This window comes from Streptomyces sp. NPDC002888 (assembly GCF_042888465.1).
In the GTDB taxonomy this organism is placed as follows: Bacteria; Actinomycetota; Actinomycetes; order Streptomycetales; family Streptomycetaceae; genus Streptomyces.
Genome location: NZ_JBIAPU010000012.1, coordinates 188,562 through 207,585, shown reverse-complemented (window position 1 = coordinate 207,585; position 19,024 = coordinate 188,562). Strand labels below are relative to the sequence as shown.

13 protein-coding genes are annotated in these 19,024 nt (G+C 69.3%); 9 read left to right on the top strand and 4 right to left on the bottom strand.

The genetic code is table 11. The features are described from left to right. Positions 1-128: 128 nt before the first annotated feature. Positions 129-893, bottom strand: coding sequence for an IclR family transcriptional regulator (locus tag ACFYWX_RS21270; RefSeq protein WP_389425608.1), 765 nt, complete (start codon positions 891-893; stop codon positions 129-131). A gap of 366 nt (positions 894-1,259) precedes the next feature. On the opposite strand from ACFYWX_RS21270, the gene metH reads away from it, so the two are divergent. The 4 genes from metH to ACFYWX_RS21250 all read left to right on the top strand — a co-directional run bounded on the left by metH (position 1,260) and on the right by ACFYWX_RS21250 (position 9,313). Next, positions 1,260-4,778 (top strand): methionine synthase, encoded by a 3,519-nt coding sequence (metH, locus tag ACFYWX_RS21265; RefSeq protein ID WP_389425607.1) that lies wholly within the window; start codon positions 1,260-1,262, stop codon positions 4,776-4,778. A 143-nt stretch (positions 4,779-4,921) separates the two neighbouring features. Then, entirely contained in the window at positions 4,922-5,617 is a 696-nt protein-coding gene (locus ACFYWX_RS21260; protein WP_389425606.1) for an HAD family hydrolase, read from the top strand. A 434-nt stretch (positions 5,618-6,051) separates the two neighbouring features. Next, complete coding sequence (locus ACFYWX_RS21255; protein ID WP_389425605.1) at positions 6,052-7,653, top strand: ABC transporter substrate-binding protein; 1,602 nt, start codon at positions 6,052-6,054, stop codon at positions 7,651-7,653. 73 nt (positions 7,654-7,726) lie between these two features. After that, positions 7,727-9,313: an ABC transporter substrate-binding protein gene (locus ACFYWX_RS21250; RefSeq protein WP_389425604.1), complete on the top strand. Its 1,587-nt coding sequence runs from the start codon at positions 7,727-7,729 to the stop codon at positions 9,311-9,313. A gap of 116 nt (positions 9,314-9,429) precedes the next feature. Here ACFYWX_RS21250 and ACFYWX_RS21245 read toward each other — a convergent pair whose 3' ends face one another. After that, positions 9,430-10,101, bottom strand: a complete 672-nt coding sequence (locus tag ACFYWX_RS21245) for a response regulator transcription factor (RefSeq protein ID WP_037670515.1) — start codon at positions 10,099-10,101, stop codon at positions 9,430-9,432. Positions 10,102-10,115: 14 nt separating this feature from the next. Next, entirely contained in the window at positions 10,116-11,060 is a 945-nt protein-coding gene (locus ACFYWX_RS21240) for a RecB family exonuclease (RefSeq protein WP_389425603.1), read from the bottom strand. 175 nt (positions 11,061-11,235) lie between these two features. Between ACFYWX_RS21240 and ACFYWX_RS21235 the strand changes: the two genes are divergently transcribed. The 3 genes from ACFYWX_RS21235 to ACFYWX_RS21225 all read left to right on the top strand — a co-directional run bounded on the left by ACFYWX_RS21235 (position 11,236) and on the right by ACFYWX_RS21225 (position 14,703). Further along, positions 11,236-12,903 (top strand): site-2 protease family protein, encoded by a 1,668-nt coding sequence (locus tag ACFYWX_RS21235; protein ID WP_389425602.1) that lies wholly within the window; start codon positions 11,236-11,238, stop codon positions 12,901-12,903. A gap of 53 nt (positions 12,904-12,956) precedes the next feature. Then, a complete protein-coding gene (locus ACFYWX_RS21230) occupies positions 12,957-13,859 on the top strand; it encodes a tRNA (adenine-N1)-methyltransferase (protein ID WP_389425601.1) in 903 nt (300 codons plus the stop codon). A gap of 265 nt (positions 13,860-14,124) precedes the next feature. After that, positions 14,125-14,703, top strand: coding sequence for a hypothetical protein (locus ACFYWX_RS21225; RefSeq protein WP_389425600.1), 579 nt, complete (start codon positions 14,125-14,127; stop codon positions 14,701-14,703). 40 nt (positions 14,704-14,743) lie between these two features. Here the strand turns inward: ACFYWX_RS21225 and ACFYWX_RS21220 are convergent, their stop codons facing one another. Continuing rightward, positions 14,744-15,049 carry a ferredoxin gene (locus ACFYWX_RS21220; protein WP_389425599.1) on the bottom strand — a complete coding sequence of 102 codons (306 nt, stop codon included), beginning with the start codon at positions 15,047-15,049 and terminating at the stop codon, positions 14,744-14,746. Between the two features lie 405 nt (positions 15,050-15,454). Here ACFYWX_RS21220 and arc point away from each other — a divergent pair, with 405 nt between their 5' ends. Continuing rightward, positions 15,455-17,221 carry a proteasome ATPase gene (arc, locus tag ACFYWX_RS21215; protein ID WP_389425598.1) on the top strand — a complete coding sequence of 589 codons (1,767 nt, stop codon included), beginning with the start codon at positions 15,455-15,457 and terminating at the stop codon, positions 17,219-17,221. A gap of 233 nt (positions 17,222-17,454) precedes the next feature. Then, positions 17,455-18,966 (top strand): depupylase/deamidase Dop, encoded by a 1,512-nt coding sequence (gene dop / locus ACFYWX_RS21210; RefSeq protein ID WP_389425597.1) that lies wholly within the window; start codon positions 17,455-17,457, stop codon positions 18,964-18,966. The last annotated feature ends 58 nt before the right edge of the window (positions 18,967-19,024 follow it).

Here is a 19,024-nt window from a genome sequence, read left to right as displayed (position 1 = left end):
TATCGATCTCCCCAGGCAGGAGCGCCGGGCGGCGAGCCGGGTCTCCGGAGGGCGAAGCGGCGCCGACGACTGAGGCCGGGTACGCCATGACGGCGTCCCGGCCTGCTGGTGTGCTGCTGCGCGCTGCCTCAGAACCGTCCGGCGCCGAGGTCGCGGGAGACCGCGCGGGCGCAGTCGCGGACCGCTGCGATGAGCTCGGGGCGGAGCTCCCCGTCCCGGCAGATGCGTTCGACCGCGCCGGTGATGTCGACCGCGCCGACCGGCATGCGGCGTCGGTCGTGGATGGGGGCGGCGATGGAGGCGACGCCCTCCCAGGTCTCCTCGACGTCGGCGGCGTACCCACGCGCGCGCGTGATGTCGAGGAGCTGCTCGAACGCCTCCGGCTCGCACACCGTGCGGTCCGTGAAGGGTTTGCGGTCGGCCTCCAGGGCCTCGCTGTGCGCGACGGGGTCGTAGGCCGACAGCACCTTGCCCAGGGCGGTGGAGTGCAGCGGCTGCATGGCCCCGATCTCCAGGACCTGCCGGCTGTCGTCGGGGCGGAAGACGTGGTGCACGACCAGCACGCCCTGCTGGTGCAGCACACCCAGATGGACGCTCTCCCCGCTGGAGCGGGCCAGGTCGTCCGTCCACACCAGGGCCCGTGCCCGCAACTCGTGGACGTCGAGATAGGTGGTGCCCAGGCGCAGCAGCTCCGCACCCAGCTGGTAGCGCCCGGAGGCGTCGTCCTGCTCGACGAAGCCCTCCTGCTGCAGGGTGCGAAGAATGCCGTGGGCGGTGCCCTTGGCCAGTCCCAGCGACGAGGCGATGTCCGAGAGGCCGAGTCGCCGCTCACCGCCCGCGAGCAGCCGCAGCATCGCGGCCGCCCGTTCGAGCGACTGGATGTTCCGTGCCATCGCCGTCCTGCCTCCGTCCCCATCGACCGCTTTCACTGCCCACAGCGCGACAGCGCTGCCGTCGTTCGGCAATGTCGAACACTACCGGTCCATGCCGACCTCCCGCTAATGGTCGGTCAATACGTGTTCCACCACGCGTCTTCCGGAAGCGATCCGGCGGTGGCCCGAGCCTGACCCCAGGGGGTGGCCCGAGCCTGACCCCGGACGTGGCCCGGCCGCCAGCCTCGTCCGTCCCGTGGACGCCCCGACCATAAGCCCACCGTCCCGGCTACCCTGGCGGCGTGCGCCCTCCTCGGGTGAGCTCTGTGCGGGCTCGTCGGGGGAACGCGCAAAGCCGACAGCCGTCGCATCAAAGGGAGCCCCTTCATGGCCTCAGTGCCGCCGACCCCTTCCGCCGACAGCCGGGCCCGCGTGTCCGCGCTCCGCGAGGCGCTGGCCACCCGTGTGGTCGTAGCCGATGGAGCGATGGGCACCATGCTCCAGGAGCAGGAGCCCACCCTCGAGGACTTCGAGAACCTCGAGGGCTGCAACGAGATCCTGAACGTCACCCGCCCGGACATCGTCCGCTCCGTCCACGAGGCGTACTTCGACGCCGGTGTGGACTGCGTCGAGACCAATACCTTCGGCGCCAACCACGCGGCCATGGCCGAGTACGACATCGCCGACCGCGTGTTCGAACTGTCCGAGTCCGGTGCGCGTATCGCCCGCGAGACCGCGGACGCGTACGGCGCCCGCGACGGACGGCAGCGCTGGGTCCTCGGCTCCATCGGCCCCGGCACCAAGCTGCCCACCCTCGGTCACGTCCCGTACGGCACGATCCGCGACGGCTTCCAGGCCAACGCCGAGGGTCTGCTCGCCGGCGGCGCCGACGCCCTGATCGTCGAGACCACCCAGGACCTGCTCCAGACCAAGGCCTCCGTCCTGGGCGCCCGCCGCGCGCTGGAGGCGACCGGCACCCAGGTGCCCCTGCTGGTCTCGATGGCGTTCGAGACCACCGGCACCATGCTGCTCGGCTCCGAGATCGGCGCCGCGCTCACCGCGCTCGAGCCGCTCGGCATCGACATGATCGGCCTGAACTGTTCCACCGGCCCGGCCGAGATGAGCGAGCACCTGCGCTATCTCACGCGCCACTCCCGCATCCCGCTGCTGTGCATGCCGAACGCGGGCCTGCCCATCCTCACCAAGGACGGCGCCCACTTCCCGCTCGACGCCGAGGGCCTGGCGGACGCGCAGGAGAACTTCGTCCGCGACTACGGCCTGTCCCTCATCGGCGGCTGCTGCGGTACGACCCCCGAGCACCTGCGCCAGGTCGTCGACCGGGTCCGCGACCTCACGCCCGTCGAGCGCAACCCCCGGCCCGAGCCCGGCGCGGCCTCCCTCTACCAGTCGGTGTCCTTCCGTCAGGACACGTCGTACCTGGCCATCGGCGAGCGCACCAACGCCAACGGCTCGAAGAAGTTCCGCGAGGCCATGCTGGAGGCCCGCTGGGACGACTGCGTGGAGATCGCCCGCGAGCAGATCCGCGAGGGCGCCCACATGCTGGACCTCTGCGTGGACTACGTCGGCCGTAACGGCGTCGCCGACATGGAGGAACTGGCCGGCCGCCTCGCCACCGCCTCCACCCTGCCGGTCGTCCTGGACTCCACCGAGGTCGACGTCATCCAGGCGGGTCTGGAGAAGCTCGGCGGCCGCGCGGTGATCAACTCCGTGAACTACGAGGACGGCGACGGCCCCGAGTCACGGTTCGCGAAGGTCACCCGACTGGCCCAGGAGCACGGCGCCGCGCTGATCGCGCTGACCATCGACGAGGAGGGCCAGGCCCGCACGGCCGAGAAGAAGGTCGAGATCGCCGAACGGCTCATCGACGACCTTACCGGCAACTGGGGCATCCACGAGTCGGACATCCTCATCGACTGCCTGACCTTCACCATCTGCACCGGCCAGGAGGAGTCCCGCGGGGACGGCATCTCCACCATCGAGGCGATCCGCGAGCTCAAGCGGCGCCACCCGGACGTGCAGACCACCCTGGGCCTGTCGAACATCTCCTTCGGCCTCAACCCGGCCGCCCGCATCCTGCTCAACTCCGTCTTCCTCGACGAGTGCGTCAAGGCGGGCCTGGACTCGGCGATCGTCCACGCGTCGAAGATCCTCCCGATCGCCCGCTTCAGCGAGGAAGAGGTCCGCACGGCCCTCGACCTGATCCACGACCGCAGGTCCGAGGGGTACGACCCCCTCCAGAAGCTCATGCAGCTCTTCGAGGGCGCCACCGCCAAGTCCCTGAAGGCCGGCAAGGCCGAGGAACTGGCCGCGCTGCCGCTGGACGAGCGCCTCAAGCGCCGCATCATCGACGGCGAGCGCAACGGCCTGGAGGCCGACCTCGACGAGGCGCTGCGGGAACGCTCCGCCCTCGACATCGTCAACGAGACCCTGCTGGACGGCATGAAGGTCGTCGGTGAGCTGTTCGGCTCCGGCCAGATGCAGCTGCCGTTCGTCCTGCAGTCCGCCGAGGTGATGAAGACCGCGGTCGCCCACCTCGAACCGCACATGGAGAAGGTCGAGGGCGACGAGGCCGGCAAGGGCACCATCGTCCTGGCCACCGTCCGCGGCGACGTCCACGACATCGGCAAGAACCTCGTCGACATCATCCTGTCCAACAACGGCTACAACGTCGTCAACCTGGGCATCAAGCAGCCGGTCTCCGCGATCCTGGACGCCGCCGAGGAGCACCGCGCCGACGTCATCGGCATGTCGGGACTCCTGGTCAAGTCCACGGTGATCATGAAGGAGAACCTGGAGGAGCTGAACCAGCGCGGCCTGGCGGCGAACTTCCCCGTCATCCTCGGCGGCGCGGCCCTGACCCGGGCCTACGTCGAGCAGGACCTGCACGAGATCTACGAGGGCGAGGTCCGCTACGCCCGCGACGCCTTCGAGGGCCTGCGCCTCATGGACGCCCTGATCGGTGTCAAGCGGGGCGTGCCGGGCGCGAAGCTGCCGGAGCTGAAGCAGCGCCGGGTCCGTGCGGCCGCCGTGGAGGTCGAGGAGCGGCCGGACGAGGGGCACGTCCGGTCCGACGTCGCCACCGACAATCCGCTGCCCACCCCGCCGTTCTGGGGCACCCGCGTCGTCAAGGGCATCCCGCTCAAGGAATACGCGAGCTGGCTCGACGAGGGCGCCCTGTTCAAGGGCCAGTGGGGCCTGAAGCAGACCCGCACCGGCGAGGGGCCGTCGTACGAGGAACTGGTCGAGAGCGAAGGCCGGCCCCGGCTGCGCGGCCTGCTGGACAGGCTCCAGACCGAGAACCTCCTCGAGGCCGCCGTGGTCCACGGCTACTTCCCCTGCGTGTCCAAGGACGACGACCTGATCCTCCTGGACGAACGCGGCAACGAGCGCACCCGGTTCACCTTCCCGCGCCAGCGCCGCGGCCGCCGTCTCTGCCTCGCCGACTTCTTCCGCCCGGAGGAGTCGGGGGAGACGGACGTCGTCGGCCTCCAGGTCGTCACCGTCGGCTCGCGCATCGGCGAGGAGACCGCCCGCCTCTTCGAGTCGAACTCCTACCGCGACTACCTCGAGCTGCACGGCCTGTCCGTGCAGCTGGCGGAGGCCCTCGCCGAGTACTGGCACGCGAGGGTCCGTTCGGAGCTCGGCTTCGCGGGCGAGGACCCGACGGAGATCGAGGGCATGTTCGAGCTGAAGTACCGCGGCGCCCGCTTCTCCCTGGGCTATGGCGCCTGCCCGAACCTGGAGGACCGCGCCAAGATCGCCGAACTCCTCCAGCCCGAGCGGATCGGCGTCCACCTGTCGGAGGAGTTCCAGCTCCACCCCGAGCAGTCCACCGACGCCATCGTGATCCACCACCCGGAGGCGAAGTACTTCAACGCACGGTGACACCGGGGAGTGGTGTGGCGCCCCGCCCGGTGCAGCGCGTCTCACAGAGCACGCTGATCCGATAAGTCGTACACTGGTCGGTCCACTGCAGGCCGGTTTCCCGCGCGGGAACCGGCCTGCTCGTCCCCCAAGGAGGTACGTGGATGACCAGTACGGTCCCCGCACTCGGAACCCGTACGGCCGAAGGCTCCGCGCTTCAGGCCGTGCTCCTGGACATGGACGGCACCCTCGTGGACACCGAGGGCTTCTGGTGGGACGTCGAGTGCGAGATCTTCGCCGGTCTGGGGCACGCCCTGGACGAGTCCTGGCGTCATGTCGTGGTCGGCGGCCCCATGACCCGCAGCGCGGGTTTCCTCATCGAGGCCACCGGCGCCGACATCACCCTCGGCGAGCTCACGGTCCTGCTGAACCAGGGCTTCGAGAAGCGCATCGCACGGGCCCTGCCGCTGATGCCCGGAGCCGCCCGGCTGCTGGCCGAGCTCGCCGCGTACGAGATCCCCACGGCCCTGGTCTCGGCCTCGCACCGGCGCATCATCGACCGCGTCCTGACCTCGCTCGGCCCCCAGTACTTCGCCCTGAGCGTGGCCGGTGACGAGGTGCCCCGCACCAAGCCGCACCCCGACCCCTACCTGTTCGCCGCCTCCGGGCTCGGTGTGGATCCGGCGAGATGCGCGGTGGTCGAGGACACCGCGACCGGTGTCGCCTCGGCGGAGGCGGCGGGCTGCCATGTCGTGGCCGTGCCGTCGGTCGCGCCCATCGCACCGGCCGCCCGACGCACCGTCGTGACCTCGCTGGAAGAGGTCGACCTGACATTTCTGCGCGGGTTGTTGTCCCTCTGATGACAGAAATGCGCCGGGTGTTCACCCAGCGTGCGGAGGCGATAGCCTGGGAATTCGACGCGCATCCGACCAGGGGAATTAACGGCCCTGGGGCGATCGAATTCCAGGCGGGGTGACCTCTTTTGAGAGTGTGACCTTCGTCACTTCGTAGGGGGTCGACACGAGGTTGTGCATGTGCTTTGCACCCCCGTTCGGGGGGACCTGACGCGCCCTTGTGTCCCGATTGGTGGGAGCGTGCACGAATCCTTCCCCTGTCGGGTTTTCGGTGCGTCCACGCCCGGTTTCGCTGTGTGATGGGCGCTCAACTCCGCTGACTGCGGGCCCTCGTGCAGGTGCGGACTAATCTCGTCGCGAGAACATCGCCCCACCCCCGTGATCCGCCGCACCACCCATGCATGCCGGGTACACGGATTCGACTCTGGAGAAACTCGAGCATGAACCGCAAGACCCTGGTGCTGCCGGCCGTCGTCGGCCTGATCGCGCCCGTGCTCGCCGCCTGCGGAGGGTCCGACAGCGGGAGTGGCGGCGGCGACGCCATCATGGTGGGCACCACGGACCGGTTCATCGCCACCAAGGACGTCCCCGCCCCCCTCGACCCCGCCTACGCCTACGACGTCGGCACCTGGAACATCCTGCGCCAGACCGTGCAGACCCTGATGATCCAGCCCAAGGGCGAGGGCGACCCGGTCCCGGAGGCCGCCGAGAGCTGCGTCTTCACCGACAGCGGCAACGAGCGCTACGAGTGCAAGCTGCGCCCGAACCTGAAGTTCTCCAACGGAGACGCCGTCACCGCCGAGGACGTGAAGTTCTCCATCGACCGCGCCCGCGCCATCAAGGCCGACTCCGGCGTGTTCGCGCTGCTGTCCACCATCGACACCGTCGAGACCAAGGGCGACCGCGACGTCATCTTCCACCTGAAGACCGCGGACGCCACCTTCCCGTTCAAGCTGTCCACCCCGGTCGCCGGCATCGTCAACCCCGACGACTACGACAAGGGCAAGCTGCGCGACGGCTTCGCCGTGGACGGTTCCGGCCCGTACACCCTCAAGGCCGAGACCAAGGACGACGAGATGGTCAAGGGGGTGTTCACCAAGAACCCCGACTACAAGGGGACGCTGAAGGTGAACAACGACGAGGTCGACATGGTCTCCTACGCCGATGCCGACGCCATGGGCGCCGCCCTGGAAAAGGGTGACATCGACGTCATGTCCCGCACCATGTCGCCGGAGCAGATCAAGAAGCTGACCAACAACTCCGGCGACGTCGACATGGTCGAGCTGGACGGCCTCGAGATCCGCTACCTGGGCTTCAACACCGACGCCCCTGCCGTGAAGACCAAGGCCGTCCGCCAGGCCATGGCCCAGGTCGTCAACCGCAGCGAACTGGTCTCCCAGGTGTACGGCACCCAGGCCGAGCCGCTGTACTCGCTGGTCCCGGCCTCCGTCACCGGCCACTCCAACTCGTTCTTCAACAAGTACGGCGACCCCAGCGCCGCCAAGGCCGGGTCGCTGCTGCAGAAGGCCGGCGTCACCACCCCGGTGAAGCTGACGCTGAACTACACGACCGACCACTACGGCCCGGCCACCAAGCAGGAGTTCCAGATCCTGCAGAAGCAGCTCAACGACAGCGGCCTCTTCGACGTCACCATCAAGGGCACCCCCTGGGACACCTACGTCCCGGCGGAGCGCAAGGGCGAGTACGCGGTGTACGGCATGGGTTGGTTCCCCGACTTCCCCGACGCCGACAACTTCCTCGCCCCCTTCCTCGACAAGGACAACTTCCTCAAGTCGCCGTACACGGACAGCCGGATCATCAACACCCTGATTCCGGAGTCCCGCCGCGAGGCCGACCGCCTCGCCGCCGCCGGCACCCTGACGGAAATTCAGGACGCCGTCGCCCAGGACGTTCCCGTACTGCCCCTGTGGCAGGGCAAGCAGTACGTCGCCGCCCGCGACGACATCACGGGCACGGCGTACGCGCTCAACTCCGCCTCCACACTTCAGCTGTGGGAGCTCGGCCGCGGTGTGAGCGGCTGACACTCCCGATAGTGCCCGGGGCCCATGACCACGACCCCGGGGTGACGAGAACCCGACGACAAGGCACACCCAAGTGAAGATGCGCAACCAGTGGCTGGTCCTGCCGATCACGGCAGGGCTGGCCTCCGGCCTGTTGGCCGGATGCGGCACGAACAGCGGCGACAACGGGGGCAACGGCTCCACGGTGGTGATGGGGATGTCGGACGACGTCCTGGCCACCGACCCCGCCTCCGGGTACGACCCCGGCTCCTGGCTGTTGTTCAACAACGTCTTCCAGTCGCTCCTCAGCTTCCCCAACGGAGGCACCGAGCCGCAGCCGGAGGCCGCCGAGGAGTGCTCCTTCACGGACACCGAGACCAAGGAGTACTCGTGCACGCTGAAGGACGGGCTGAAGTTCAGCAACGGTGACTCCCTCACGTCCGAGGACGTGAAGTTCTCGTTCGACCGCATGCTGAAGATCAACGACGAGGCCGGCCCGGCGATCATGTTCCCCATGCTCGACGAGGTCGAGACGCCGGACGACAAGACGGTCGTCTTCAAGCTGAAGGTCCCCGACGCCACCTTCCCCAGCAAGCTCGCCTCCGGCGCCGGCTCCATCGTCGACCACGGGCAGTACGACGCCGACGGGCTGCGCAAGGACGGCGATGCCGTCGGCTCCGGCCCGTACAAGCTGGACTCCTTCGGCGACGACGAGGCCGTCTTCTCGGTCAACGAGAACTACAAGGGAACCGCCGAGGTGAAGAACTCCGGCGTCACGCTGAAGTTCTTCCACGGCGACCAGTCCGCCCTGAAGCAGGCCCTCCTCGACGACAAGGTCGACATCGCCTACCGCGGTCTCACCGCGGGCGACGTCACCGACATCCAGGAGGGCGACCCCGACTCGGGCGTCGAGGCCGTCGAAGGCACCAGCGCCGAGGTCCAGCACCTGGTCTTCAACGTGGACCACCCGGTCGCCGGCAAGCTCGGCGTCCGCAAAGCCATCGCATACCTGATCGACCGCGACGCCCTCATCAAGAACGTCTACCAGGGCACCGCGACCCCGCTGTACTCGATCATCCCGGCCGGTATCGCCGGCCACAACACCGCCTTCTTCGACCGCTACGGCGCCAGCCCCTCCAAGGCCAAGGCCGCCGCCGCGCTCAAGGACGAGGGCGTCAACGGCAAGGTCAAGCTCACCCTCTGGTCGACCCCCTCCCGCTACGGCCCCGCCACCGACCAGGAACTCAAGGCCATAGCCGGCCAGCTCAACGCCAGCGGCCTGTTCGACGCCGACGTGAAGTCCGTCGCCTACGGCCAGTACGAGAAGGACATCGAGGCCGGCAAGTACGGCGTGTACGTCAAGGGCTGGGTGCCCGACTACCCCGACGCCGACAACTTCACCGCCCCCTTCTTCGGCGAGGGCAACGTGCTGAGCAACAACTACGCCAACAGCACCATCACCGACACCCTCATCCCCCGCACCGCCGCCCAGAGCGAACGCGCCAACACCGACGGGGACTTCGGCCGGCTCCAGGACATCGTCGCCGACCAGCTGCCCGTCCTGCCGGTCTGGCAGGCCAAGCAGTACGCGGTCGTCCGCGACAACGTCTACGGCCTGCAGTACTGCCTCGACGCCTCGACCGTCTTCCGGTTCTGGGAACTCAGCAAGAGCGACGACTGATCCGCGCCTGATCCACGACGGATCGACGACGGATCGATGGACACACGTAGGGCGCCCCCTGTGATGGAGGGGGCGCCCTACGCATGTCCAACAGCCGTAGGCCGGCCGAACGTCCGCTACTGCGCCCCGGGGCGCACCAGACCGCTCTCGTACGCGTACACCGCGGCCTGCACCCGGTCGCGCAGCCCCAGCTTGGTCAGGACGTGACCCACGTGCGTCTTGACGGTCGTCTCACTGACGAACAGGTCGGCGGCGATCTCCGCGTTCGACAACCCGCGCGCCACCAGCTTCAGCACCTCCACCTCACGGTCGGTCAGCGTGTGCAGGGTGTCCGGCACCGGCTCGTCGCCCGAGGGTAGATGCGTGGCGTACTTGTCGAGCAGCCGCCTCGTGATGCTCGGCGCGAGCAGCGCCTCACCGGCGGCCACCACCCGGATCGCCTGCACCAGCTCGTTGGCAGGCGCGTCCTTCAGCAGGAAGCCGCTGGCGCCGGCGCGCAGCGCCTCCACCACGTACTCGTCGAGGTCGAACGTCGTCAGCACCAGCACCTTCGCCGGGCCGTCCCGCCCCGGCCCGGTGATCTGCCGGGTCGCCTCCACACCGTCCATCCGCGGCATGCGGATGTCCATCAGAACCACATCGGGCTGAAGGGCCCGCACCTGGTCGAGTGCCTGAAGGCCGTCTCCGGCCTCGCCCACCACCGCGATGTCCTGCTCGGCCTCCAGGATCATCCGGAAGCCCGTACGCAGCAGCGGTTGGTCGTCGACCAGTAGGACGCGGATGGCCACGTAAGTCTCCTTCGCTAGTCCGGCCCCATTCTGCCCTGCGTCACCTCGCCGGACTCGGCCGCCCTCACCTGCAGGGGCAGCGGATACGGCGGGGGAGTGCCGCCGAACTCCGGGCAGTGCGCCTGGTGGTCGCACCAGCCGCACAGCTTCGTGGGCCGCGGCCGCCATTCACCTGTCTCCGTGGCCAGCCGAATCGCCTCCCACAGCGCGAGCAGTTTGCGCTCCACCCGCTCCAGGTCGGCGATGACCGGGTCGTACGTCAGCACATCACCACTGCCGAGATAGACGAGCTGGAGCCGGCGCGGGACCACCTGCTTCAGCCGCCAGACGACGAGGGCGTAGAACTTCATCTGGAACAGGGCGCCCTCCGCGTACTGCGGCCTCGGCGCCTTGCCCGTCTTGTAGTCGACGATCCGCACCTCACCGGTGGGTGCCACGTCGACGCGGTCGATGATCCCGCGCAGCGTCAGCCCGGACTCCAGCTCGGCCTCGATGAACAGCTCCCGCTCGGCGGGCTCCAGCCGCGTGGGGTCCTCAAGGGTGAACCAGCGCTCCACGAGCAGCTCCGCCTCGCCCAGCCAGCGCGCCAGCCGCTCGCCCTCCGGATCGTCGGCGAACAGCTCCACCACCTCCGGCCGGCTCTCCCGCAACCGGTCCCACTGACCTGGGATCAGCGACTTGGCGCGCGGCGCCGTGCGCTCGGCCGCCGGGGCGTCGAAGAGCCGCTCGAGGACCGCGTGCACCAGGGTGCCCCTGGTCGCCGCCTCACTCGGCTTCTCCGGCAGCCGGTCGATCACCCGGAATCTGTACAGCAGGGGACACTGCATGAAGTCACTGGCACGCGAGGGCGAGAGGGAGGCGGGTGCTTTGGCGACGGCCTTCGGCGCCACGGCCTGTGCCTGGTCCGGTACGACACCTTCGCTGGGGGACGGGTCGACGCCCTCGGTGCTGGTCTCCATGACCACAGACCATACGGCCCGCCACTGACAGTGACCCAGACGCGGGCCGTGACACCCACGACCGCACGGGAAACACAGGGGGTGCCGGGGCGGAACGCGCCGCCACGGCCGCATACCATCGACCAGAGACCTTCCGCCCGGCAGGCGCGGAACACGCTGCGAACGAGGGGACACCGTGGTGGAAAGCGGCGGGAGCGGGCAGCCGCGCCCGGGCAACGACGAGGCGGCCGAGCAGCAGGCAGGGCCCACGGCCCGGGCCGCCGACCCCACACGCCCCGACCCGGCCCCGCACGACGACACCACGCCCTCGGAATCCAACGGTGCGGACCCCCACGGTTCGACCACCCCCGACGCCGTGAACGGACCGGCGGAGGGCGCGGCAGCACAGCCCGAGGGCACGGCGGCCGACGCCACGGAGAGCCCGGGCGAAGCCGCCGAGGAACACAGCTACGGTGCGGCACCCACACCGGACGCGACCGAGCACCGTACCCCCTCGGCGAGCACGGCACCCGACGAGCCCGAGGACCCCGCACACGAGAAGAACACCCCCGCCGAGCCCTCGGAGACCGAGGCCGTGCCCGGTGCGACCGCCGGTCAGCCCGGAAGCCCCGCCGGGCACCACGCCGACACCCACCCCGGCCACCCCCACGCGCACTCCGGCAGCAAGAGGCGCCCCCCGCGGCCCCCGGAGAGCACGCGCGGCGGGCTGCTGATGGGGCGGCCGTTCGGGGTCCCCGTGTACGTCGCGCCCAGCTGGTTCCTCGTCGCGATCCTGATCACCTGGGTCTTCGGCGGCCAACTCGACCGCGTCCTGCCCGAACTCGGCGCCCTGCGCTACCTCGTCTCCCTCTTCTTCGCGATCGCCTTCTACGCCTCCGTCCTCGTCCACGAGCTGGCCCACACGGTCGCCGCCCTCCGCTTCAAGCTCCCCGTCCGCCGCATCCAGCTCCAGTTCTTCGGCGGCGTCTCCGAGATCGAGAAGGAGGCCGAGACCCCCGGCCGCGAGTTCGTGCTCGCCTTCGTCGGCCCGCTGCTCTCCCTCGTCCTCTCCGGCCTCTTCTACCTCGCCATGCAGCCCGTGGAGCCCGGCACCGTCCCCGGCGTCCTGCTGGCCGGCCTGATGATCTCCAACCTCATCGTGGCCGCCTTCAACCTCCTGCCCGGCCTCCCCCTCGACGGCGGCCGCATGCTCCGCGCCGTCGTCTGGAAGATCACCGGCAAGCCCATGGCCGGCACCATCGCCGCCGCCTGGGTCGGCCGCGCCCTCGCCGTCTCCGTCCTGATCGGACTGCCGCTGCTGACCCAGTCCGGAGCCCTCGGCTCCGCCGCCGAGGACAGCGTCGGCATGGACACGGTCATGGACGCCCTGCTCGCCGCCATCCTCGCCGCGATCATCTGGACCGGCGCCGGCAACAGCCTGCGCATGGCCCGCCTGCGCGAACACCTCCCCGACCTGCGCGCCCGCACCCTCACCCGCCGCGCGGTCCCCGTAGAGACCGACACCCCCCTCTCCGAGGCCCTGCGCCGCGCCAACGACGCCGGAGCCCGCGCCCTGGTCGTCGTCGATGCCCACGGCGAACCCGTCTCCCTCGTCCGCGAGGCCGCCATCGTCGGCGTACCCGAACACCGCCGCCCCTGGGTCCCCGTCAGCAGCCTCGCCCACGACCTCACGGACGGCATGCGTGTCTCCGCGGAGCTCTCCGGCGAGGATCTCCTGGACGCCCTGCGCGCCACACCCGCCACCGAGTACCTGGTGGTCGAGGAGACCGGCGAGATCTACGGCGTGCTGTCCGCGGCCGACGTCGAGCGCGCCTTCGTCAAAGCGATGGCCAGGCCGTCCTAGGACCGCCCGTCCCCGTGGTCGGCGGCCCCCGTAAACCCCGGTAGGCTGTTCACATGTCCGAACCGACCGGTGCCGCCCGCAGGCGCGGGCCCTTCAAGGTCGGGGACCAGGTACAGCTGACCGACCCCAAGGGCCGCCACTACACGTTCACGCTCGAGGCCGGGAAGAACTTCCACACCCACAAGGGTTCCTTCCCGCACGACGAACTGATCGGTGCTCCCGAGGGCAGCGTCGTCCGCACCACCGGGAACGTCGCCTACCTCGCGCTGCGCCCCCTGCTCCCCGACTACGTCCTGTCCATGCCCCGCGGGGCAGCCGTCGTCTACCCCAAGGACGCGGGGCAGATCCTCGCCTTCGCCGACATCTTCCCCGGCGCCCGCGTCGTCGAGGCCGGCGTCGGCTCCGGCTCGCTCAGCAGCTTCCTGCTGCGCGCCATCGGCGACCAGGGCATGCTGCACTCCTACGAGCGCCGCGAGGACTTCGCCGAAATCGCCCAGCAGAACGTGGAGCGCTACTTCGGCGGCCCGCACCCCGCCTGGCAGCTCACCGTCGGCGACCTCCAGGACAACCTGAGCGACACCGAAGTCGACCGGGTCATCCTCGACATGCTCGCCCCCTGGGAGTGCCTGGAGGCCGTCTCCAAGGCGCTCGTGCCCGGTGGCATCCTGTGCTGCTACGTCGCCACCACCACCCAGCTCGCCCGGACCGTCGAGTCCATCCGCGAGATCGGCGGCTTCAACGAGCCGACCGCGTGGGAGTCGATGATCCGCAACTGGCACATCGAGGGCCTGGCTGTCCGCCCGGACCACCGGATGATCGGCCACACCGGCTTCCTCCTGACCGCCCGTCGCCTCGCCGACGGCGTCGAACCGCCCATGCGCCGCCGCCGCCCCGCCAAGGGCGCCTACGGCGAGGACTACAGCGGCCCCAACGCCGACGGAGGCGCCGGCCGCTGAGCCGGCCCTGCGGCCCCGACCTTGCGGCGCGGGCCGCCGTGGCGGCCCTGTGCCGCAGTCAACGTCATCACGCCGTGGTGGAGTTCCCGGAACACAACGGGAACTCGACCACGGCGTCTTTTTGTTGACGCCGGATCTGATGCCCCCCGCGCCCGTGTCTGCTCCAGAACGGCCCCGACCTCGCCCCCGCCGTTCCCTCGCACTGTGACGTGTGGCACCATGCTGGCCACCCCACCGGCACAGCCCTTCACAGGAGACGCTCCTAGTGCAGCAACCCGCCGTCCCGGAACTGGCACACACGCACACCCGCCCGATCCACTGGCTCGCCACCGCGACGGCACTCGCCGGTGTCGTGGCCCTCTCCTCACTCCTCCAGCCGGGCTCGGCGACGGCCGCCCAGGCCTCCGGCACCGAAGCGAAGACCGCTCCCGCCGCGGCCGCGCCCCCGTCGGCCACCGGCGTCGACTTCCCGCTCGACTGCGGGCCGGTCAAGGCCCTCGTGCAGAAGAAGGCCACCGGGGACCTCGACGGCGACGGCCGCCCCGAAACGGTGGCGGTCGTCCACTGCGACGCACCCATGGGAACCCCGCCCGACGGCGTCTACGTCCTCACCCAGGCCGAGGACGCCGCGCGTCCGCGGGTGGTGGCCACCCTCGTCGACCCCAAGGACCGTCAGACCGTCACCACTGTCGCCGTGCGCGGCGGAGCCGTCCTCGCCTCACTCCTCGGCTACTCCACGGCCGACGTGCCCAGTTGCTGCCCCGACGTGAAGGACAGCGCGAAGTGGCAGTGGAAGAACGGCGCGTTCGTACGCTCCACGCCGGCGGGGGCGCACAGCGTCTGAGCGCCGCGCGCGGGCCCGGTGATGCAACGTGTCCGGACGCTCACTCGGCGTCCGGGCCGTACACCTCGACCTGGTCCACGACACGACGCACATGGATGCACTCGCCGGGACACTCCTTCACCGAGTCCACGACATCGGTCAGCAGCGGCAGCGGCACGCGCGTCGTGGCCCCCTTGTCCTGCAGCAGCTCCTCGTCCGCACCCTTCACATAGGCCAGCCCGTCGATGTCCAGCTCGAACACCTCCGGCGCGTACTGGGCACAGATGCCGTCGCCGGTGCACAGGTCCTGGTCGATCCAGACCTCGAGCGTGTCGCCGCCGACTTCTGCCTCCTGCTGCACGGTCATGTCTCCTGCGGTCTCCTGAGCGGTTACGGAACGCCTCGACCCTACCTCCGGCCCCTCTCGGAGTGTGTGCGATGGGTGCCCACCCGCTCCCGTCCGTAACCGCCCGGGAAGGGCCCAGAACGCGTCCGGCCGCCCGGCACCCCGTGCGGATCGCGGCACACCCGCGCGACGGGCACCTCGCTCGGGCCTGTCGGACAACTCGCGCTCCCTTCGAAGACTTTGACCCCTCCGGCGTTGGAACACTCGGCTTCTGAATCCCGTTGAGTGGGTATTCACACGGCACGAGGGAGAGCGCAGGGTGACCGACGACACACCTTGACAGTCTTTGTGATCTAGGGGTTTCAATCGACACCCACCCAGGTAGGGTCTGGAAGCGTCCAGCTCCCCTTGGAGGAGGTGAGGACCGTGGCAGCCCACGACGACGACATGAACCGCGGCATCCGCCCGGGACGCGGGTCCGACGACCCGGCCGGGCAGATTGCCTATCTTGAGCAGGAGATCGCCGTCCTGCGACGTAAGCTCGCCGACTCTCCGCGACACACGAGGATTCTCGAAGAGCGGATCGTCGAGCTGCAGACCAACCTGGCCGGTGTGTCCGCCCAGAACGAGCGACTCGCCAACACGCTCCGTGAGGCCCGCGACCAGATCGTGGCCCTCAAGGAGGAAGTCGACCGGCTCGCCCAGCCGCCGGCCGGCTTCGGTGTCTTCCTCACGGCGAACGAGGACGGCACCGCCGACATCTTCACCGGGGGCCGCAAGCTCCGGGTGAACGTCAGCCCCAGCGTCGAGCTCGAAGAGCTCCGGCGCGGCCAGGAAGTAATGCTCAACGAAGCGCTCAACGTGGTCGACGCCATGGAATTCGAGCGCGTCGGGGACATCGTCACCCTCAAGGAGATCCTCGAGGACGGCGAGCGCGCCCTGGTGCTCGGGCACACCGACGAGGAACGGGTGGTGCGGCTCGCCGAGCCGCTGCTGGACGTCACCATCCGTCCCGGCGACGCCCTCCTGCTCGAACCCAGGTCCGGCTACGTCTACGAAGTCGTACCGAAGAGCGAGGTCGAGGAACTCGTCCTCGAAGAGGTCCCGGACATCGGCTACGAGCAGATCGGCGGTCTGGGCGGCCAGATCGAGGCGATCCGCGACGCGGTCGAGCTTCCGTACCTCTACCCGGACCTGTTCAAGGAGCACGAGCTGCGTCCCCCCAAGGGCGTCCTGCTCTACGGGCCTCCCGGATGCGGTAAGACGCTCATCGCCAAGGCCGTCGCCAACTCGCTGGCCAAGAAGGTCGCCGAGGTGACCGGAGTGGCCGCCGGCAAGAGCTTCTTCCTCAACATCAAGGGCCCCGAGCTCCTGAACAAGTACGTCGGCGAGACCGAGCGGCAGATCCGCCTCGTCTTCCAGCGTGCTCGTGAGAAGGCCAGCGAGGGCACCCCCGTCATCGTCTTCTTCGACGAGATGGAGTCCCTCTTCCGCACCCGCGGCTCGGGTGTCAGCTCGGACGTCGAGAACACGATCGTCCCGCAGCTGCTCGCCGAGATCGACGGCGTGGAAGGCCTGCAGAACGTGGTCGTGATCGGCGCCTCCAACCGCGAGGACATGATCGACCCCGCCATCCTGCGGCCCGGCCGACTCGACGTGAAGATCAAGATCGAGCGTCCGGACGCCGAGGCGGCCAAGGACATCTTCGGCAAGTACCTCACCGAACGTCTTCCGCTCCACGCGGACGACCTCGGCGAGCACGGCAGCGACAGGACCACGACCGTCCAGAGCATGATTCAGACGGCTGTGGAACACATGTACGCAGAATCCGAGGAAAACCGCTTCCTGGAGGTCACCTACGCCAACGGTGACAAGGAAGTCCTTTACTTCAAGGACTTCAATTCCGGCGCCATGATCGAGAACATCGTTGGCCGTGCCAAGAAGATGGCGATCAAGGACTTCCTCGAGAAGAACCAGAAGGGTCTGCGCGTCTCCCACCTCCTCCAGGCCTGCGTGGACGAGTTCAAGGAGAATGAGGACCTGCCGAACACCACCAACCCCGACGACTGGGCCCGGATCTCCGGAAAGAAGGGCGAGCGGATCGTCTACATCCGCACCCTCATCACCGGAAAGCAGGGCGCGGACACCGGACGCTCCATCGACACGGTGGCGAACACCGGGCAGTACCTGTAAAAGACAGGGCGGCTGCGGGTTCCCTCACCGGGTACCCGCAGCCGACTGTTTTTCAGGCCACGGCTGGAGCAGGCAATGACGCAAATGATCTCCCCACCAGCGCATAGGCGTTCTAGGCTCTTCGGTACCGCCGAGTCGCGCAGTGCGGGGACGGGCACCGCACACGCACCGGAGCGCCAGCGGTACTTGAGCAGCGTCCCCGACCGAGGACGCCGCCGGGCAAGGAGGGCCGCATGACCGTACGGCGAGTAATGGGCATCGAGACGGAGTACGGGATCTCCGTCCCCGGCCACCCCAATGCCAATGCCATGCTCACCTCGTCCCAGATCGTCAACGCCTACGCGGCGGCGATGCACCGGGCACGCCGGGCCCGCTGGGACTTCGAGGAGGAGAACCCGCTGCGGGACGCACGAGGCTTCGACCTCGCCCGCGAGGCCGCCGACGCCAGCCAGCTCACCGACGAGGACATCGGCCTCGCCAATGTCATCCTGACCAACGGCGCGCGCCTCTACGTCGACCACGCACACCCCGAGTACAGCGCCCCCGAGGTCACCAACCCCCGGGACGCCGTCCTCTGGGACAAGGCCGGCGAGCGGATCATGGCCGAGGCCGCCGAGCGGGCGGCCCAGCTTCCCGGCGCCCAGCCGATCCACCTCTACAAGAACAACACCGACAACAAGGGCGCCTCCTACGGCATGCACGAGAACTATCTGATGAAGCGGGAAACCGCTTTCTCGGACATCGTGCGCCACCTCACGCCGTTCTTCGTCTCCCGCCAGGTCTTCGCCGGCGCCGGCCGCGTGGGCATCGGCCAGGACGGCCACGAACACGGCTTCCAGCTGAGCCAGCGCGCCGACTACTTCGAGGTCGAGGTGGGCCTCGAGACGACGCTCAAGCGCCCGATCATCAACACGCGCGACGAGCCGCACGCCGACGCCGAGAAGTACCGCCGCCTGCACGTGATCATCGGCGACGCGAACCTCTCGGAGATCTCCACCTACCTCAAGCTGGGCACCACGGCCCTGGTCCTCTCCATGATCGAGGACGGCTTCATCGCCGTCGACCTGGCCGTCGACCAGCCCGTACGCACCCTCCACCAGGTCTCGCACGACCCGTCGCTCAAGCGCCTGGTCACCCTGCGCAGCGGCCGCACACTCACCGCGGTCCAGCTCCAGATGGAGTACTACGAGCTGTCACGCAAGTACGTGGAGGAGCGGTTCGGCGCGGACGTCGACGAGCAGACCAAGGACGTCCTGGCCCGCTGGGAGGACACCCTGAACCGCCTGGAGCGCGACCCGATGAGTCTCGCCGGAGAGCTGGACTGGGTCGCCAAGCGGGAGCTCATGGAGGGCTACAGGCGCCGTGACGGCCTCGACTGGGACGCGGCGAGGCTCCACCTCGTCGACCTCCAGTACGCCGACGTACGGCCCGAGAAGGGCCTCTACAACCGTCTCGTGGCCCGCGGGCGCATGAAGCGCCTGCTGACTGAGGCGGACATCGACCGGGCGATGACGAAGCCACCGGAGGACACGCGCGCGTACTTCCGCGGCCGCTGCCTGGAGCAGTACGCCGACGACGTCGCCGCCGCCTCCTGGGACTCGGTCATCTTCGACCTGCCCGGCCGGGACAGTCTCCAGCGGGTCCCAACCCTGGAACCGCTACGCGGAACGCGAAATCACGTCAAGGAGCTTCTCGACCGCTGCCGCACGGCAGAAGACCTGGTCAGGGTGTTGTCCGGCAGCTGAGCGGGTACCGGACGGCAGCGGGCGGGCAGGGTGGAAAGCCCGCCGCCAGGGAATCATC